We start from the raw sequence: 17,504 nt of genomic DNA on the forward strand, positions 1-17,504 counted from the left end.
TGGCTGACCTGGATCTCGCCGTTGCCGGGCCGCACGCCGCGGAACCGACCGAGCGCGGTAGGGGAGCACCGCCCGGGTCTCATCCCCGCAGGACGACCGCCTGGCCGGCCACCACCAGCAGCACCTGCTCGCACTCCTGAGCGAACGCCGCGTTCAGCCGCCCCAGTTCGTCCCGGTACCGGCGGCCGGACGCGGTGGCGGGCACGATGCCCGAGCCCACCTCGTTGGACACCGCGACCACGGTCCGACGGGTCTCGCGCACCGCCTCGGTCAGGGCCCGGACCCGCTCCCGCAGCGCCCGTTCCCCGCCGTCCGCCCACTCCGCGTCGTCCCACGCCCCCACGGAGTCCATCGCGTCCGTCAGCCACAGCGACAGACAGTCCACCAGCAGCGGCGGCCCGTCGTCCTTCAGCAGCGGCACCAGATCGCAGGTCTCGACGGTCCGCCACGACCCCGGCCGCCGCTCCTGATGCGCCGACACCCGCACCGCCCACTCCGTGTCACCGTTGCGCGAGCCGCCGGTCGCCACGTACAGCACCTCGGGAAACGACTCCAGCCGTCGCTCGGCCTCCACCGACTTGCCCGAGCGCGCCCCTCCCAGCACCAGTGTCCGCCGCGGTACGTCGGGAACGTCCTCGTAGGCGCCGACCTCCAGCGTGGTCCCGTCCGGTACCGCGCGGGCCCCGGCCACCGCGAGCCGGCGCCGCGATTCCCGGCCCGGCGGCACATCGTGGTCCAGGTGGACGGCGACGACATCCGTGGTCGGCCCGACCGCGCCCACGTCCCGCAGCCGCGCCAGCGCGTCCGGGCGCCCGACGACGTCCAACAGCACCATCGCGTACGACTCGGCCGGCTCCTCGAGACCGGCGGGCGCCCCGCCCGGCGGCAGGTACAGCAGCCGCTGCCCGTCCGGACCGGACACCGCGTACCCGGTGCCGGGCGCGTCCAGTGCCACCGCCCGTACCCGATGGCCCGTCAGCAGCGCCAGCTCCCGTCCGTCCGGCACCCGCCCCGGCTGCGGCAGCCCGGCCGGCACCTCCACCGCGGGGCCGTCGTGCGGGTGGGACAACAGCACCTGGCGCACGCCGCCCAGCGAACGGCCCGCACGAGCGGCCGCGAACGCCGCGCCCGGGGTGAGGTCGAGCAGCAGCGCCCCGTCCACGAGCAGCGAGGTGGCCGCCCGCGCGTCCGCGCCGAGCGCGGAGGCGCACGCGGCGCAGGGACAGTCGGGGCGGGGCAGTCCCGCGGGGGCACCGGTGCCGAGCAGAGTCAGTTCCACGGACCCGATCCTCTCCCGTCCCCACGACCACTGCCCGTCCGACTAGGCTTCCGGCAGGAGCCGGACCGAGATCCGGCTTCTTTCGTGCAGTGTGCTCACACCATGGGAGGCGTACATGGCGGCATGGACGTGGCGGTTCGAGAAGGCCGACGGGACGCAGGTCGAGCCCGCGGTGCCGCCGGAGGAGTTCTCCACACAGGGGGACGCCGAGTCCTGGATCGGGGAGAACTGGAAGGCACTCGCGGAGGGTGGTGCCGACCAGGTACGGCTGCTGGAGGACACCACGGAGATCTACGGCCCGATGAGCCTGCACGCGGAGACGGAGGCGGAGTCGGAGTCGGAGTCGGGCACGGAAGAGGCGTAAGCCCTCGGGGCGGCGCCAGGCCCTCCCTCGCCCCCGCCGCCCCTTCCCGTCCCGTCCCCTGGGGCTGCGCCCCAGACCCCCGTTCGCGCAGTTCCCCGCGCCCCTTGAGGGGCGCGGGGAACTGCGCGAACAACCCCCACCCACCCGCGCGTCCGGGGTCAAAGGGGCAGCGCCCCTTGGGGACGGGAAGGGAAGGGGCGGCGGGGGCGAGCCTCAGCCCCGGACCCCGCACAGGTGCAGCAGCGAGGCGACCCCCCGGTACGGATCCGTCCGCCCGGCCCGGTCCTCGACCGCGAGCAGCGTGTCCAGCTCAGCCGGAAGGCGCGCGTCGTCCGCCACGCTGTCCGTGAAGACCCGCACCCCGTACCAGGCGTGCAGCGGCGCCCCGATCCCCGCGAGCGTCGACGTCAGCCTCTTCAGCCCGTACCCCGCCGTGCAGAAGCCCGCCAGCGCCCCGGCCCAGTCACCGGACAGGCCCGCCCGCATCGCCGGCGCGTCGCCGTTGCGCACCAGCAGGGACAGCAGCCCGCCCGGCGCCAGCATCCGGGCCACACCCGCCAGCAGCGCGTCCTGCTCCTCGACGTGCATGAGCACGCCATGACACAACACCACGTCGAAGCTGCCCGGCAGGAAGTGCACACCCGTGTCCCCGGCCTGGCCCTCGATGATCCGCATCCGCTCCCGGATGCCCTCGGGCTGCCCGGCGAGCTCCTCCCGCACGACGGAGATCATCGTGGCGTCCTGTTCGACACCGGTCACCTGGTGGCCGGCCCGGGCCAGCCGGAGCGCCTGCGCGCCCCGGCCCATGCCCACGTCGAGCACCCGCAGCCGCCGTCCGACCGGGAAACGCCCGACTATCTGCTCGTCCAGCTGGCGGGCCACCAGCTCCTGCCGGACGACGTCGCGCAGACCGTCGAGCCCCGGGCGCCGGTCCGCTGCCGTGCCGTCGGCGAACGGCGTGGTGCTCAGGGCCGCTCCCCGCGCTTGACCTGGGGCTTGGGCAGCCGCAGCCGGCGCATCTGGAGCGAGCGCATCAGGGCGTAGGCCACCGCACCGCGCCGCCTGTCGTCGGGGAAGCGCTCGGCCAGCCGCTTCTTCAGCCGGAACCCGCTCACGATCGAGTCGACCACGATCATCACGATGACCAGCAGCCACATCAGCAGCGCGGCGTTCTGCAACTGGGGCACCTGGACCAGGCTCAGCCCCAGGATGATCACGGCCATCGGCAGGAAGTACTCCGCGATGTTGAACCGCGAGTCCACGAAGTCACGCGCGAACCGGCGCACCGGTCCCTTGTCACGGGCGGGGAGATAGCGCTCGTCGCCGCTGGCCAGCGCCTTGCGCTGGCGCTCCAGCGCGCTGCGGCGCTCCTCCCGCTGCCGCTTGGCGGCCTCCTTGCGCGTCATCGACGTGTTGGCCACGCTGCGGCGCTGCGACTGGGCCACGCTGCGCTTGGGTGTGGGGCGGCCCTTCGGGGCCTCCGGGTGACGGGTCTGCTTGGAGTCGGTCATCGTCGCCTTGTCGGCGACCGATGCCTTCTCTTCCTTGGCACGGCTACGGAACACAAAACCCAAGGGTACGGGGTGCCCGGGGTTGGACCCCAGCCCGGTGGGGAACGATCCGGCAACACCGGACGTCTCCAAAAGGACAGGAGGGGACGTAGTACGGCTCTCCGGGGCGTCCCGCGGGGCCGACCCCGGGAACCACCTACTCCTTGCGCCGGAGCGGAGGGGCACGTAGTCGTCCTTGGGGATGAGCGCATCCGTCCTTGGACAGTGCGGTAATGGATGCAGGGCCCGTACTGTGGGTTCTGTTGCAGTCACTGGAGCTGGAGTCCGTCAGAAGGGGGCGCGCGAAGCCCATGAGCGGTGTCATGAAGCGTATGGGGATGATCTTCCGCGCGAAGGCGAACAAGGCCCTTGACCGGGCCGAGGACCCGCGCGAAACCCTCGATTACTCGTACCAGAAACAGCTGGAGCTGCTCCAGAAGGTCCGCCGCGGCGTCGCCGACGTGGCGACCTCGCGCAAGCGGCTGGAGCTCCAGCTCAACCAGCTCCAGTCCCAGTCGGGCAAGCTGGAGGACCAGGGCCGCAAGGCACTGGCGCTCGGCCGCGAGGACCTGGCGCGCGAGGCGCTCTCCCGCCGTGCCGCGCTCCAGCAGCAGGTGACGGACCTGGAGACCCAGCACGCCACGCTCCAGGGCGAGGAGGAGAAGCTCACCCTCGCCGCCCAGCGCCTCCAGGCCAAGGTGGACGCCTTCCGCACCAAGAAGGAAACCATCAAGGCCACCTACACCGCGGCCCAGGCGCAGACCCGGATCGGCGAGGCCTTCTCCGGCATCTCCGAGGAGATGGGCGATGTCGGCCTGGCGATCCAGCGGGCCGAGGACAAGACCGCCCAGCTCCAGGCGAGGGCCGGCGCGATCGACGAACTGCTCGCCTCCGGTGCCCTCGACGACCAGTCGGGGATGCACAAGGACGACATCCAGGCCGAGCTGGACCGGCTCTCCGGTGGTACGGATGTAGAGCTGGAACTCCAGCGCATGAAGGCCGAACTGGCCGGAGGCGGCAGCGGTGACCGACAGGCCATCGAGGGCGGCGACGCGTCGCAGCAGGCCCAGCAGCAGCCGCAGGACACACCGCGCTTCGACAAGCAGTAGCCCACGCCGAGGAGGGCGACATGATCGTACGGATCATGGGGGAGGGGCAGGTGACGCTGGCCGAGAGCCGGCTCGCCGAGCTGGACGTACTGGACGAGGAACTGCTCGCCGAGATGGAGAACGGCGACGGGCCCGGCTTCCGCGCCACCTTGAAGGCGCTGCTGGCCAAGGTCCACGAACTCGGCAAGCCCTTGCCGGACGACTCCCTGGAGCCCTCCGACCTGATCCTGCCGTCCCCCGAGGCGACCCTGGAAGAGGTCAGGGAACTGCTGAGCGACGACGGCCTGATCCCGGGGACGACCTAGCTGTTCCGTCCACGAGGGCGCCTGCCGCGCGACGCCCGGCACGCCCTCCCGCCGCACCGGCCGAAAGCCCGAGTACGCCCCGTACGAGGACTTCCGGCGGGCACGCCGAGAGCACGTACCGGACGCCGCGCCGCCGCCCTCCCGGCGACGACGCCGCGTGCGCAACAGGCCCTGGCTGCAAGCGGGGCCGGAAGCGGGGGAGAGCCGGTGCACGGAGCGCCCTCTTCGGGGCGGGCACCCCGTGCGTGTCCGGATTCGCCACCCCACCCGGCGGGCGGACCCCCGGTGACCGCCCGCACCGACGCGCACCCCGGCTACGGTAGAACCCCGTGAGTACCCTGACCCGCGCCCGGTGCCGAGCGAGGGCGCACCCGTTCGCCCTGGACGCGGCCCTGGCGGCCGGCGTCCTCGTCTGCATGGTCGCCGGCTCCCTCATCGCCCCGCACGGCCCCGAAGGCGTCAGCTGGGAACTGCGCACCCCCGACCCGCTCAGTCTCGTCCTCATGACCCTCGGCGCCGCAGCGCTCGTCTTCCGCCGCCGAGCCCCCCGTACGGTGCTCGCGCTGGCCGGTGGCCTCTCCGTGGCCGAGTCCGTCACCGGCGACCCCCGCGCCCCCGTCGTCATGTGCGCCGTCATCGCGCTGTACACCGTCGCCTCCACCACCGACCGCCCCACCACCTGGCGGATCGGCCTGCTCACCATCACCGTCCTCACCGGCACCGCCATGGCCGTCGGCCCGTTGCCCTGGTACGCCCAGGAGAACCTGGCGATCTTCGCCTGGACCGGGATCGGCGCCACCGCCGGGGACGCCGTCCGCAGCCGCCGCGCCTTCGTCCAGGCCATCCGGGAGCGCGCCGAACGCGCCGAGCGCACCCGCGAGGAGGAGGCCCGCCGCCGGGTCGCCGAGGAACGCCTGCGCATCGCCCGCGATCTGCACGACGTGGTCGCCCATCACATCGCTCTGGTCAATGTGCAGGCCGGAGTCGCCGCCCATGTCATGGACAGGCGGCCCGACCAGGCCAAGGAGGCCCTCGCCCACGTCCGCGAGGCCAGCCGCTCCGCGCTGGGCGAACTGCGCGCCACCGTCGGCCTGCTGCGCCAGTCCGGTGATCCGGAGGCGCCCACCGAGCCGGCCCCCGGCCTGGACCGCCTCGACGAACTCGCGGGCACGTTCCGCAACGCCGGACTGCGCGTCGAGGTCGCCCGCGCCGACGAGGGCACCGACCTCCCCGCCGCCGTCGACCTGGCCGCCTACCGGATCGTCCAGGAGGCCCTGACCAACGTGCAGAAACACGCCGGCACGGAGGCACACGCCGAGGTCAGCGTCGTACGCGTGGGACCCCACATCGAGATCACGGTGCTCGACGACGGCAGCGGTCAGGACCAGGACCAGGTACCCGGCGGCGGGCACGGACTGCTCGGTATGCGCGAGCGGGTCACCGCCGTGCGCGGCACCCTCACCACCGGTCCCCGCTACGGCGGCGGTTTCCGCGTCCATGCGATCCTTCCCGTCAAGACCCGCACGGCCGCGGCCGAGGACGGCCGCCCCTGACCACCCCGGCCACCCGTGACCACCGCGCCGCTGGAGCCCCTATGACGATCCGTGTCCTGCTCGCCGACGACCAGGCACTGCTGCGCAGCGCCTTCCGTGTGCTCGTCGACTCCGAGCCGGACATGGAGGTGGTGGGGGAGGCGTCCGACGGCGCGCAGGCGGTCCGGCTGGCCCGGGAGCGGCGCGCCGACGTCGTCCTCATGGACATCCGGATGCCCGGCACCGACGGGCTCGCCGCCACCCGCATGATCAGCGCCGATCCGGAACTCGCCGGGGTGCGCGTGGTGATACTGACGACCTTCGAGGTGGACGACTATGTGGTGCAGTCGTTGCGGGCCGGTGCCTCCGGCTTCCTCGGCAAGGGCTCGGAACCCGACGAGATGCTGAACGCCATCCGGGTCGCCGCCGAGGGGGAGGCACTGTTGTCCCCGGTGGCCACCAAGGGCCTGATCGCCCGCTTCCTCGCGCAGGAGGGCCCGGCCGAACCCGACCCGGGCCGTGCCGAGAGACTGGACTCGCTCACCGTCCGTGAACGCGAGGTGCTCGTCCAGGTGGCCGGCGGCCACCCCAACGACGAGATCGCCGAACGCCTCGAGGTCAGCCCACTGACCGTGAAGACCCACGTCAACCGGGCCATGGCCAAACTGGGCGCCCGCGACCGTGCCCAGCTGGTGGTCATCGCCTACGAGTCGGGACTGGTCCGCCCGAGGGTGGAGTGACACCGCTGCGCTGTACTGCGGCGGGAGTATGCGCCGCATAAGGAATTGGACCTTGGGTCTACGGATCGGCCCCCGTCGATGGCCCAGGGTGTAGAGCGGGCGCTCACGTGTGCGGGCGCCCGCTCTTCGGACTTCTGCCGCTCGACGGAAAAGAGACCCTGCCCATGTCCTGGCTGTCCAGATTCAGCCTCGCGCAGCGGGCGCTGATCGGACTGATGTCGATCATCGCGCTCGTCTTCGGGGCGATCGCGATACCCCAGCTCAAACAGCAGTTGCTGCCCACCATCGAACTGCCCATGGTGTCCGTGATCGCCCCCTACCAGGGCGCGTCCCCGGACGTGGTCGAGAAGCAGGTCGTCGAACCCATCGAGGACAGTCTGGAGGCCGTCGACGGCATCTCCGGTGTCACCTCCACGGCGAGCGAGGGCAACGCCGTGATCATGGCGTCCTTCGACTTCGGCATCGACACCCAGCAGCTCGTCGCCGACGTCCAGCAGGCCGTCAACCGGGCCGGCGCCCGCCTCCCGGACGCCGTCGAGCCGCAGGTCGTCGCCGGCTCCACGGACGACATGCCGACCGTGGTGCTCGCCGTCACCTCCGACAGGGACCAGCAGGCGCTCGCCGACCAGCTGGACCGGACCGTGGTGCCCGCGCTGGAGGGCATCGACGGCGTCGGTCAGGTCATGGTGGACGGCGTGCGCGACCTCCAGGTCACCGTCACCCCGGACACCGCGAAGCTGACGAGGGCGGGTCTGTCCGCGCAGTCGCTGGCGGGCGCGCTCCAGGCGGGCGGCGCGACCGTGCCGGCCGGCTCCTTCGACGAGGACGGCGCCAACCGCACCGTCCAGGTGGGTGGCGGTCTCACGTCGCTCCAGCAGATCGAGAACCTGATGGTCGCCGGCGCGCCCGGCAAGGGGAAGCCGGTCCGCCTCGGTGACGTCGCCACGGTGACGCAGGAGGAGGCCACGACCGACTCCCTCACCCGCACCAACGGCAGGCCCAGCCTCGCCGTGATGGCCACCATGGACCACGACGGCAGCGCGGTCGCCATCTCCGAGGCCGTCCAGGACAGGCTTCCGGAGCTGCGGAAGGACCTGGGCGACGGCGCCACCCTGACCGTCGTCAGCGACCAGGGCCCGGCGGTGTCCAAGGCCATCGAGGGCCTGACCACCGAGGGCGCGCTCGGTCTGCTCTTCGCCGTCCTGGTGATCCTCGTCTTCCTGGCGTCGGTCCGCTCCACCCTGGTCACGGCGGTGTCCATCCCGCTGTCCATCGTCCTCGCCCTGATCGTCCTCTGGACGCGGGACCTGTCGCTGAACATGCTGACGCTCGGCGCCCTGACCATCGCCATCGGCCGGGTCGTGGACGACTCCATCGTCGTCCTGGAGAACATCAAGCGGCACCTCGGGTACGGCGAGGAGCGCCACGAGGCGATCATGAGGGCGGTGCGCGAGGTGGCCGGCGCGGTCACGTCCGCGACCCTCACCACCGTCGCCGTCTTCCTGCCGATCGGGCTGGTCGGCGGCATGGTGGGCGAGTTGTTCGGCTCCTTCAGCCTCACCGTCACCGCGGCGCTGCTTGCGTCCCTGCTGGTGTCCCTGACGGTCGTCCCGGTGCTGTCGTACTGGTTCCTGCGGCCCCCGAAGGGCACCCCGGAGGACGCCGAGGAGGCGCGCAGGCTCGCGGAGGAGAAGGAGGCCAGGAGCCGCCTTCAGGGTGCCTACCTCTCGGTCCTGCGCTTCGCGACCCGGCGCAGGATGGCCAGCCTGGCCATCGCGGTCGTCGTGCTGATCGGTACCTTCGCCATGGCGCCGCTGCTGAAGACCAACTTCTTCGACCCGGGACAGCAGCAGGTCCTCACCGTCCGGCAGGAGCTGAGGCCCGGCACCAGCCTGGCCGCGACCGACGCCCAGGCGGAGAAGGTCGAGAAACTGCTCGGCGACACCGAGGGAGTCAAGGACTACCAGGTGACGGTCGGTTCGTCCGGCTTCATGGCGGCCTTCGGCGGCGGTACGGACACCAACCAGGCCACCTACCAGGTGATGCTGGAGGACGACGCGTCCTCCGATGACGTGACGGACAGCCTGGAGAAGGGCCTCGGGCAGCTCGACGGCATCGGCACCACCACCATCGCGGCCGGTGACGGCTTCGGCAGCCAGGACCTGAGCGTGGTCGTCAAGGCGGCCGACGCGCAGGTGCTGCGCAAGGCGGCGGACCAGGTCCTGGACGCGGTGGCGTCCCTGGACGACGTCACCGACGTCAGCAGTGACCTCGCGCAGAGCGTGCCCCGTATCTCGGTGAGGGCCAACGACAAGGCCGCCGGGGCCGGGTTCGACGACCAGACCCTCGGTATGGCCGTTGCCCAGGCGGTGCGCGGCACCCCGGTGGCCAAGGCGGTGGTCGACGACACCGAGCGCGATGTGGTCATCCGCTCGGAGCGGCCGGCCACCACGGTGGAGCAGCTCAAGAACCTGCGGCTGGGCCCGGTGAAGCTGAGCGATGTCGCCACCGTCGAGGTGGTGGACGGACCGGTCTCCATGACCCGGATCGACGGCCAGCGTTCGGCCACCGTCACGGCCAGGCCGACCGGTGACAACACGGGCGCGGTGGGTCTGGAACTCCAGACGAAGATCGACGCGCTGACGCTGCCCGCGGGCGCGACGGCGGAGATCGGCGGAGTGACCGAGGACCAGGACGAGGCGTTCGCCAACCTGGGCCTGGCGATGCTGGCCGCGATCGCGATCGTCTTCATGCTGCTGGTCGGCACCTTCCGGTCGCTCGCCCAGCCGCTGATCCTGCTGGTCTCCATCCCGTTCGCGGCGACGGGCGCCATCGGCCTGCTGCTGATCACCGGCACCCCGATGGGCGTACCGGCGATGATCGGCATGCTGATGCTGATCGGCATCGTGGTGACCAACGCGATCGTGCTGATCGACCTGATCAACCAGTACCGCGCGCAGGGCCACGGTGTGGTCGAGGCCGTGCTGGAGGGTGGCCGCCACCGGCTGCGGCCGATCCTGATGACGGCACTGGCGACGATCTTCGCCCTGCTGCCGATGGCGCTGGGCGTCACCGGTGAGGGCGGCTTCATCGCCCAGCCGCTGGCCGTGGTGGTGATCGGCGGTCTGATCACGTCGACGCTGCTGACTCTGCTGCTGGTGCCGACCCTCTACGCGATGCTGGAGCTCCGCAAGGAGCGGCGGGCGGAGAAGCGGGCGGCGAAGAAGGGCGGGGCGGTGGAGGCGGAGGCTTCGCAGGAGCCCACGCCGGCACGGCTCTGAGGCACCCGGAGCGACCAAGGCCCCGTCCGGTCACGTCACGTGACCGGACGGGGCCTTGGTCATGGGATCCGCGGTTACGGCAGTGCCAGCATCCGCTCCAGCGCCAGCTTGGCGAACGCCTCAGTCTCCCTGTCCACCTCGATGCGGTTGACCAGGTTGCCCTCGGCGAGCGACTCCAGCGCCCACACCAGGTGGGGAAGGTCGATGCGGTTCATGGTCGAGCAGAAGCAGACCGTCTTGTCGAGGAAGACGACCTGCTTGCCCTCCGGCGCGAAACGGTTCGCCAGGCGCCGCACCAGATTGAGCTCGGTGCCGATGGCCCACGAGGAGCCGGCCGGGGCCGCCTCCAGCGTCCTGATGATGTACTCGGTCGAACCGACGTAGTCCGCCGCGGCCACGACCTCGTGCGTGCACTCGGGGTGGACGAGCACGTTCACCCCCGGTATGCGCTCGCGCACGTCGTTGACCGAGTCGAGGTTGAAGCGGCCGTGCACCGAGCAGTGGCCGCGCCACAGGATCATCTTCGCGCCGCGCAGCTCGTCCGCCGTCAGCCCGCCGTTCGGCTTGTGCGGGTTGTAGACGACGCAGTCCTCCAGGGACATGCCCATGTCCCGCACGGCCGTGTTGCGGCCCAGGTGCTGGTCGGGCAGGAACAACACCTTCTCGCCCTGTTCGAAGGCCCAGTCCAGGGCCCGCTTCGCGTTGGAGGAGGTGCAGATGGTGCCGCCGTGCTTGCCCGTGAAGGCCTTGATGTCGGCGGAGGAGTTCATGTACGAGACGGGGACGGTCCGCTCGGCCACGCCGGCCTCGGTCAGCACGTCCCAGCACTCGGCCACCTGCTCGGCGGTGGCCATATCGGCCATGGAGCAGCCGGCCGCGAGGTCGGGCAGGACCACCTTCTGCTCGTCACCGGTGAGGATGTCCGCCGACTCGGCCATGAAGTGCACACCGCAGAAGACGATGTACTCGGCCTGCGGCCGCGCGGCCGCGTCCCGGGCCAGCTTGAAGGAGTCGCCCGTGACGTCGGCGAACTGGATGACCTCGTCGCGCTGGTAGTGGTGGCCGAGCACGAAGACCTTGTCCCCGAGCTTCTCCTTGGCGACGCGGGCGCGTTCCACCAGGTCCGGGTCGGACGGCGAGGGCAGGTCGCCGGGACACTCCACACCGCGCTCGCTCCTCGGGTCGGCCTCACGGCCGAGGAGCAGCAGGGCGAGGGGCGTCGGCTGTACGTCGAGCTCCTGGGTCTGGGCGGTGGTCACGACACGCACCCTTTCTGTTCTGGCGACTTCTCGTCGAAATGACGCTATCTATCATATCCGGTTCACGTCACTTTGACGACGGCCAATAGCATCCGTGTGACGTGAATCCCGGTGGGCGCCGGTTCATTCCGGGCAACGCCACACAAGAGCCGGTTTCCGCTCCGCACCGCGTGTGCGAGCATGAGGAGGGAAGCGAGGAACAGACGCGCCCGGCCCGGAATGAATCCGCGGTCCCGCCGGTTGCTACCGTCGGCAAGCAGTCTCCGTACAACCCGGGAGAGATGTAGATGTCCGTATCGGACGAGACCACCACCGTCACCGACGGCATCGTCCTGACCGACGCCGCCGCGTCCAAGGTCAAGGCCCTGCTCGACCAGGAAGGCCGTGACGACCTCGCCCTGCGTGTCGCCGTCCAGCCCGGCGGCTGCTCCGGCCTGCGCTACCAGCTCTTCTTCGACGAGCGCTCGCTCGACGGCGACGTCCTGAAGGACTTCGACGGTGTGAAGGTCGTCACCGACCGCATGAGCGCTCCGTACCTGGGCGGCGCCACCATCGACTTCGTCGACACCATCGAGAAGCAGGGCTTCACGATCGACAACCCCAACGCCTCCGGCTCCTGCGCCTGCGGCGACTCCTTCAGCTGAACCGGGTCACCGGCCCAGGCAGTACCCGCACATTGGGACGTGACGAAGGCGGCGGCCCCTTCGACCGGGGGCCGCCGCCTTCGTCATGTCCGCCGCCCGTTACCGGGTGGGCGGCGCCGGCAGCCGGGCGCCGTCCTTGTGCAGCGGCACCGGCTCGCCGTCGGTGCCCACCACCTCACGGTCACCGAGCGGCGCGTCCAGCCGCACCGTCTCCTGGTACTGCTTGGCGATCAGGATGCACACCTTGTCCGGCCAGGGCGTCTCGGTCACCCGCACCGTCACCCGGCTGTCGCTCTCGCTCGCGGTCACCTTGTAGTCGGCGCACACGCCGCCCGTGAAGACGACGGTCAGTTCCCTGCCCTCCGCCGTGTAGCCCTCGGCGTAGGTCTCACCGGCCGGCGGCGCCGAGGTCGGCTCGTCACCGGGCTCCGTGGGCGCCGGGCTGGCTTCACCCGACCGCGACCGCGGCGCGAGGAACTCCGGGTCGACCGCCGGATACGTCACCGTGAGCGCCTCCCGCGCGCCCTCCGGCCGCACCTCGAACAGCCACGACGGTACGAGGGCGGGCCGCCCGTCCACGGAGTGCGAGGCCAGCCCGAACACGGCGTCGTCGACCGTGACGGTGTCCCCGGACGGCTTCGCCCCCGGAACGCACTGCTCCTGCTGCCCGTCCCCGTCCAGCGGTACGGACGTCGCGCAGCCGCCGATGCCCGCGCGGGGACTCTCGCCCGGCGCCGCGTTCATCAGGTCCAGGGCCTTCTGCGCGCTCACCGTGGGGTAGACGTCCCCCTTCAGCGGCTCCGCGAGCCGGCCGTTGCCGCCGACCACCTCACCCGTGGCGCCGACGACCACACCGGTGGTCCAGCCGTACGTCGGCAGCCCGCCCACCTCGGGGTCGGCGTTCACCACGCGGTTTCCGCCCATGATCCGGCTCGCGTCGAGTTTCGCGTCGTCCTGGCCCACGGCCTTCAGTACGGGGGCGGCGGCCTTCTCGGCGGCGGCCTCGCTCACCACGTCACCGTCACCGTCATCGGGGGACGAGGGCTTGCACGTGGCGCCCTTGCAGTTGTCGGTGCCCGGGGTGTTCCGGTGATACGTCCACGAGCCGGGCGCCTTCCGGTCCACCCGCAGCGCCGGCCCGGAGCCGTCCTGCCCGCCGATCCGCCAGGTCCCGCCCTCCGCGACCGGCTTCCCGTCGAGCCCCAGGGCCTTCGCCAGCGTGAGCACCTGCTGCTCGGACACCTCCCCGCGAGCGCGGTACACCGGCGCCGAACCGGGACCGCCCGGGAGCGTGCCGTCGGCGCGGTAGGTGACGCCGTACGGGTTGGGCTCGCCGGGCGCGATGCCGTTCTCCGGGTCCTCGGAGTCGCCGTCGAGGGAGAGTGGCGGAGGGGTGGCGTCACCGTTCACCCCCGGGGTCGTGCCGCCTCCGGAGTCCCCGGAACCACCGGCCGCACCGGTGGCCAGATAGGCCCCGCCACCCCCGACGAGCAGCACGGCGGCGGCGACAGTGGCGATGAGCACGGGCGAACGCCGCCGCGCCGGGCCCTCGCCGGACCGGTCCCCGGAGTGCGGTTCGCCGGCCCGGTGCGCCCCCACGACGGTCTCGTCCTGGCCGGACTCCGGCCCCGGGGCGCGGTCCGGCCGGCTCTCCGGGACTCCGGTCTCCTGCGCGGTGTCCGGGGCGGGGCCGGGCCGGTTCTCCTCGCCGTCGGCTGCGCCGACGGCGTCGGTGGCGGATTCGTCCGGGCCGACCTCCGGCTCGCGCTCCGTGGCTCCGGCCTCCCCGGCACGGTCACCGTCGGTGGTGTCGTCCACCGGACCGGCCCCGGTGTCCGCGGCGGCCTGCTGGTCCGTACCCGGCTCCGGGGCGGCGTCCGAGCGGTTCCGCCGCCCCGCGTCGTCCGTCGTCCCGTCGCTGCCCGAAGCGCCCCCGGTGCCGTCCGTGCTGCCGGCGGCGCTGCCCGCCTCGGCGTCGGCGTCGTCGTTGTCGGGTCGCTCGGTGTTCACCGCATCGCTCCTTCGGCTGCGCAACTGTCCCTGTGGACCCTGCCCGGTCGCACCGGGACTGCTGAGGGGTCGTATCCCGCATCCCCTGTACGGGGGACAGCGATGGGACGCAGCGGGGGAGCGCGCGGTTCCCCGCGTGGGCTCAGTCGCCGTACTCCGACATCGCGTCCAGCAGCCGGGCGGAGGCGGGCGGCACGCTCACACCGTGGATCAGGGACGGCGACACCGGCCGGGCGGCCACCCGGTCCGGCACCGCCCAGTGGGGAACCATCCGGGCGCAGTCGCCGCGCAGTGACGCCAGGTCGCCCTCGAGGTCGACCGGGGTGGAAGCGTGGACCTTGATGTTCGTCATGCCGGCACCGTACGCACGGCGAAGGTCACGAAGAAAGACCTACTATCGGGTAGTTTTGGCTGCTTCTACGGGCCACTCCCACCCGGTAGCGTGAAGTGACACCCCGCCTCCCTCAGGAGAATCCACGCCGTGCGCATCGCAGTCACCGGCTCCATCGCCACCGACCACCTCATGACCTTTCCCGGCCGTTTCGCCGACCAGTTCGTCGCGGACCAGCTGCACACGGTCTCGCTGTCCTTCCTGGTCGACAACCTCGACGTGCGCAGGGGAGGCGTGGCCGCGAACATCGCCTTCGGGATGGGCCAGCTCGGCACCCGCCCGATCCTCGTCGGCGCGGCCGGCTTCGACTTCGACGAGTACCGGGCCTGGCTGGACCGGCACGGCGTCGACACCGACTCCGTGCGGATCTCCGACACCCTGCACACCGCCCGCTTCGTGTGCACCACGGACGCCGACCACAACCAGATCGGCTCCTTCTACACGGGTGCGATGAGTGAGGCCCGCCTGATCGAGCTGAAGACCGTCGCCGACCGCGTGGGCGGCCTCGACCTGGTCTCCATCGGCGCCGACGACCCGGAGGGCATGCTCCGGCACACCGAGGAGTGCCGCTCCCGGAACATCCCGTTCGCCGCCGACTTCTCCCAGCAGATCGCCCGGATGAACGGCGAGGAGATCCGGATACTGCTGGAGGGGGCGACCTACCTCTTCTCCAACGAGTACGAGAAGGGGCTCATCGAGACGAAGACCGGCTGGAGCGACGCGGAGATCCTCGGCCGGGTCGGGCACCGTGTCACCACCCTCGGCGCGCGCGGTGTCCGCATCGAGCGGGCCGGGGAGGAGCCGATCGAGGTCGGGTGCCCGGACGAGGAGCGCAAGGCCGACCCGACGGGTGTCGGCGACGCGTTCCGGGCGGGGTTCCTGTCGGGCCTGGCGTGGAACGTCTCGCTGGAGCGGGCGGCGCAGGTGGGCTGCATGCTGGCGACGCTGGTCATCGAGACGGTGGGGACGCAGGAGTACCAGCTGCGGCGGGGGCACTTCATGGAGCGGTTCATGAAGGCGTACGGGGACGAGGCGGCGGAGGAGGTCCGGGGGCATCTCGGCTGAGTCGCCGGGTGGGGTGCGTGGGGGGTTGGTTCGCGCAGTTCCCCGCGCCCCTGGAGGGACGTGCCGTTCCTTGCGTCTGTGCTGAGGGGTGGGGCCCCTCTGTGCCGGGGTGCGCGGTTCCTCGCGCCCCTGGGGGTGTGGGACGCCGGGGTGTTGGTGAAGGGCCGGACCTCTCCGTGCAGGGGGGCCGCGCAGTTCCCCGCGCCTTTGGAAGGGACGTGTCGTTTCTTGTGCCTGTGCTGAGGGGTGGGGCCCCTCTGTGCCGGGGTGCGCGGTTCCTCGTGCTCCTGGGGGTGTGGGGTGCTGGGGTGTTGGTGAGGGGCTGGACCTCTCCGTGCCGGGGGCGGGGGTGCTTGCGGCCCCCCGGGGGGAGTCAGTTGAGTCGGCGGACCGTGTAGGCGGTTCCTTCGGTTGCTGGTTCTTCGCCGAGGTACTGCTGGCCGCGCATCTCGCACCACGCCGGGATGTCCAGGCGGGCAGCCTCGTCGTCGGCGAGGACACGGACCGTGCCGCCCACCGGGACGTCCCCGATCACCTTGGCCAGCTCGATCACCGGGATCGGGCACCGCCGGCCCAGCGCGTCCACGACCAGGGCGGCCTCCTCGCCGGGCCGGTTCACGGCCTCCCCCGTGGACACCGGCGCACCCAGCTTCTCCCGGACCCCCGCCACCACCTCCGGCAGGACCGCCAGGAAGCGCTCGACGTCCTCCTCCCGGGTCCCCGGCGGCAGCGAGACGCGGATGTTTCCCTCGCTGAGCACACCCATCGCCTTGAGCACATGGCTCGGCGTCAGCGTGCTGCTCGTACAGGACGAACCGGAGGACACGGAGAACCCGGCACGGTCCAGCTCGTGCAGCAGTGTCTCCCCGTCGACATAGAGACAGGAGAAGGTGACGATCCCCGGCAGTCGCCGCTCCGGGTCGCCGACCACCTCCACGTCCGGCACCAGCCCCGGCACCCGCGCCCGGATCCGCTCCGTCAGCTCCCGCAGCCGTACCGCCTCCTCGGCCGCCTCCGCCCGCACCGCCCGCAGGGACGCCGCCGCGGCCACGATCGCCGGAAGGTTCTCGAATCCGGCGGCCCGGCCCGACTCCCTCTCGTCCCGCGGCCCCTGGGGCGCGAACCGCACGCCCTTGCGTACGGCGAGCAGTCCCACCCCCGGAGGGCCGCCCCACTTGTGGGCACTCGCCGCGAGCAGCGACCAGTCGCCCTCCACCGGCCCCCAGCCCAGCGACTGGGCCGCGTCCACCAGCAGGGGCACGCCCGCCGCCCGGCACACCGCGGCCACCTCGGCCACCGGCTGTACGGTCCCCACCTCGTGGTTGGCCGACTGCAGACACGCGAGCGCGGTGTCGGGCCGCAGCGCCTCGGCGTATCCGGACGGGCTCACGGCTCCCGTGCGCCCCACCGCGACCTCGGTCACCGCCCCTCCGCCGGTCTGGTGAACTTCCGCCGCATGGAGTACAGAAGAGTGTTCGACGGCGGACACGATCAGGTGATGGCCGGCGCGCCGCCGCCCGGCCAGCGCACCCGCGATCCCCGAGTGCACCGCCGAGGTGCCGGACGAGGTGAACACCAGCTCGTCCGCCCTGCACCCCACCGCCTCCGCGGTCGCTTCCCGCGCCGCGTCCAGCAGCATCCGCGCCCGCCGCCCCTCCCGGTACAGCCGGGCGGGATCCGCCCACCCCTCGTCCAGAGAGGCCGTCAGGGCCTGCCGGGCAACGGCATGAAGGGGAGCGGCGGAAGCGGCATCGAAGTAGGACACACCCCCACGCTAAAGCGTCCCAAAGGGACGCGGGGAACCGGGCCGTCGACCACCACGCCGTCGCAGCCGCGAAACCACCCGCACCCCCGCCGATGAGGCGCTCGGCGTAACCCGCGGCGCGTATGGCACCCCTCCCGCGACCCCCCGGAGGGCGTCGGCTAGGGTTTGGTCCGCATAAACATCCAAACCCCTGCCCGACGCAGGGCGGCG

At 72.0% G+C, this 17,504-nt stretch carries 15 protein-coding genes; 8 read left to right on the forward strand and 7 right to left on the reverse strand.

Annotated elements, in window-relative coordinates; genetic code table 11:
• Positions 1–79: 79 nt before the first annotated feature.
• A complete protein-coding gene (locus ACIF9R_RS31715; RefSeq protein WP_399985854.1) occupies positions 80–1,279 on the reverse strand; it encodes a bifunctional adenosylcobinamide kinase/adenosylcobinamide-phosphate guanylyltransferase in 1,200 nt (399 codons plus the stop codon).
• 115 nt (positions 1,280–1,394) lie between these two features.
• Between ACIF9R_RS31715 and ACIF9R_RS31720 the strand changes: the two genes are divergently transcribed.
• On the forward strand, positions 1,395–1,643 hold the full coding sequence (locus ACIF9R_RS31720; protein ID WP_399985855.1) for a hypothetical protein: 249 nt from the start codon (positions 1,395–1,397) through the stop codon (positions 1,641–1,643).
• Between the two features lie 213 nt (positions 1,644–1,856).
• Here the strand turns inward: ACIF9R_RS31720 and ACIF9R_RS31725 are convergent, their stop codons facing one another.
• Together ACIF9R_RS31725 and ACIF9R_RS31730 are read right to left on the reverse strand one after the other, a co-directional pair.
• On the reverse strand, positions 1,857–2,525 hold the full coding sequence (locus ACIF9R_RS31725) for a class I SAM-dependent methyltransferase (RefSeq protein ID WP_399985856.1): 669 nt from the start codon (positions 2,523–2,525) through the stop codon (positions 1,857–1,859).
• A gap of 83 nt (positions 2,526–2,608) precedes the next feature.
• Positions 2,609–3,286 carry a DUF3043 domain-containing protein gene (locus tag ACIF9R_RS31730; protein WP_399985857.1) on the reverse strand — a complete coding sequence of 226 codons (678 nt, stop codon included), beginning with the start codon at positions 3,284–3,286 and terminating at the stop codon, positions 2,609–2,611.
• Positions 3,287–3,516: 230 nt separating this feature from the next.
• On the opposite strand from ACIF9R_RS31730, the gene ACIF9R_RS31735 reads away from it, so the two are divergent.
• The 5 genes from ACIF9R_RS31735 to ACIF9R_RS31755 all read left to right on the forward strand — a co-directional run bounded on the left by ACIF9R_RS31735 (position 3,517) and on the right by ACIF9R_RS31755 (position 10,160).
• Positions 3,517–4,302, forward strand: coding sequence for a PspA/IM30 family protein (locus tag ACIF9R_RS31735; protein ID WP_399985858.1), 786 nt, complete (start codon positions 3,517–3,519; stop codon positions 4,300–4,302).
• A gap of 20 nt (positions 4,303–4,322) precedes the next feature.
• On the forward strand, positions 4,323–4,607 hold the full coding sequence (locus ACIF9R_RS31740; protein ID WP_399985859.1) for a hypothetical protein: 285 nt from the start codon (positions 4,323–4,325) through the stop codon (positions 4,605–4,607).
• A gap of 329 nt (positions 4,608–4,936) precedes the next feature.
• The gene (locus ACIF9R_RS31745; protein ID WP_399985860.1) at positions 4,937–6,160 is read left to right on the forward strand and encodes a sensor histidine kinase; all 1,224 of its coding nucleotides are present in this window, start codon (positions 4,937–4,939) and stop codon (positions 6,158–6,160) included.
• A gap of 41 nt (positions 6,161–6,201) precedes the next feature.
• A complete protein-coding gene (locus ACIF9R_RS31750) occupies positions 6,202–6,879 on the forward strand; it encodes a response regulator (RefSeq protein WP_399985861.1) in 678 nt (225 codons plus the stop codon).
• 164 nt (positions 6,880–7,043) lie between these two features.
• Entirely contained in the window at positions 7,044–10,160 is a 3,117-nt protein-coding gene (locus ACIF9R_RS31755; RefSeq protein ID WP_399985862.1) for an efflux RND transporter permease subunit, read from the forward strand.
• Between the two features lie 74 nt (positions 10,161–10,234).
• Here ACIF9R_RS31755 and nadA read toward each other — a convergent pair whose 3' ends face one another.
• The gene (nadA, locus tag ACIF9R_RS31760; protein ID WP_399985863.1) at positions 10,235–11,419 is read right to left on the reverse strand and encodes a quinolinate synthase NadA; all 1,185 of its coding nucleotides are present in this window, start codon (positions 11,417–11,419) and stop codon (positions 10,235–10,237) included.
• 287 nt (positions 11,420–11,706) lie between these two features.
• On the opposite strand from nadA, the gene erpA reads away from it, so the two are divergent.
• On the forward strand, positions 11,707–12,063 hold the full coding sequence (gene erpA, locus ACIF9R_RS31765; protein ID WP_399985864.1) for an iron-sulfur cluster insertion protein ErpA: 357 nt from the start codon (positions 11,707–11,709) through the stop codon (positions 12,061–12,063).
• Positions 12,064–12,162: 99 nt separating this feature from the next.
• Here erpA and ACIF9R_RS31770 read toward each other — a convergent pair whose 3' ends face one another.
• Together ACIF9R_RS31770 and ACIF9R_RS31775 are read right to left on the reverse strand one after the other, a co-directional pair.
• Positions 12,163–14,073, reverse strand: a complete 1,911-nt coding sequence (locus tag ACIF9R_RS31770; protein ID WP_399985865.1) for a hypothetical protein — start codon at positions 14,071–14,073, stop codon at positions 12,163–12,165.
• Between the two features lie 142 nt (positions 14,074–14,215).
• Positions 14,216–14,425: a hypothetical protein gene (locus tag ACIF9R_RS31775; protein WP_399985866.1), complete on the reverse strand. Its 210-nt coding sequence runs from the start codon at positions 14,423–14,425 to the stop codon at positions 14,216–14,218.
• 129 nt (positions 14,426–14,554) lie between these two features.
• On the opposite strand from ACIF9R_RS31775, the gene ACIF9R_RS31780 reads away from it, so the two are divergent.
• Positions 14,555–15,529 (forward strand): carbohydrate kinase family protein, encoded by a 975-nt coding sequence (locus ACIF9R_RS31780; RefSeq protein ID WP_399985867.1) that lies wholly within the window; start codon positions 14,555–14,557, stop codon positions 15,527–15,529.
• Positions 15,530–15,902: 373 nt separating this feature from the next.
• Here the strand turns inward: ACIF9R_RS31780 and ACIF9R_RS31785 are convergent, their stop codons facing one another.
• Positions 15,903–17,294: a cysteine desulfurase/sulfurtransferase TusA family protein gene (locus ACIF9R_RS31785; RefSeq protein ID WP_399985868.1), complete on the reverse strand. Its 1,392-nt coding sequence runs from the start codon at positions 17,292–17,294 to the stop codon at positions 15,903–15,905.
• Positions 17,295–17,504: the final 210 nt, after the last annotated feature.

It is taken from the genome of Streptomyces sp. NPDC086080, from assembly GCF_044540255.1.
Lineage (GTDB): Bacteria > Actinomycetota > Actinomycetes > Streptomycetales > Streptomycetaceae > Streptomyces.

Bases quoted from the DNA above. Each gene is read 5' to 3' on its own strand.
- ACIF9R_RS31720 (WP_399985855.1), top strand. From the start codon at position 1,395: ATGGCGGCATGGACGTGGCGGTTCGAGAAGGCCGACGGGACGCAGGTC.
- ACIF9R_RS31735 (WP_399985858.1), top strand. From the start codon at position 3,517: ATGAAGCGTATGGGGATGATCTTCCGCGCGAAGGCGAACAAGGCCCTT.
- ACIF9R_RS31740 (WP_399985859.1), top strand. From the start codon at position 4,323: ATGATCGTACGGATCATGGGGGAGGGGCAGGTGACGCTGGCCGAGAGC.
- ACIF9R_RS31750 (WP_399985861.1), top strand. From the start codon at position 6,202: ATGACGATCCGTGTCCTGCTCGCCGACGACCAGGCACTGCTGCGCAGC.
- ACIF9R_RS31755 (WP_399985862.1), top strand. From the start codon at position 7,044: ATGTCCTGGCTGTCCAGATTCAGCCTCGCGCAGCGGGCGCTGATCGGA.
- erpA (WP_399985864.1), top strand. From the start codon at position 11,707: ATGTCCGTATCGGACGAGACCACCACCGTCACCGACGGCATCGTCCTG.
- ACIF9R_RS31775 (WP_399985866.1), bottom strand. From the start codon at position 14,425: ATGACGAACATCAAGGTCCACGCTTCCACCCCGGTCGACCTCGAGGGC.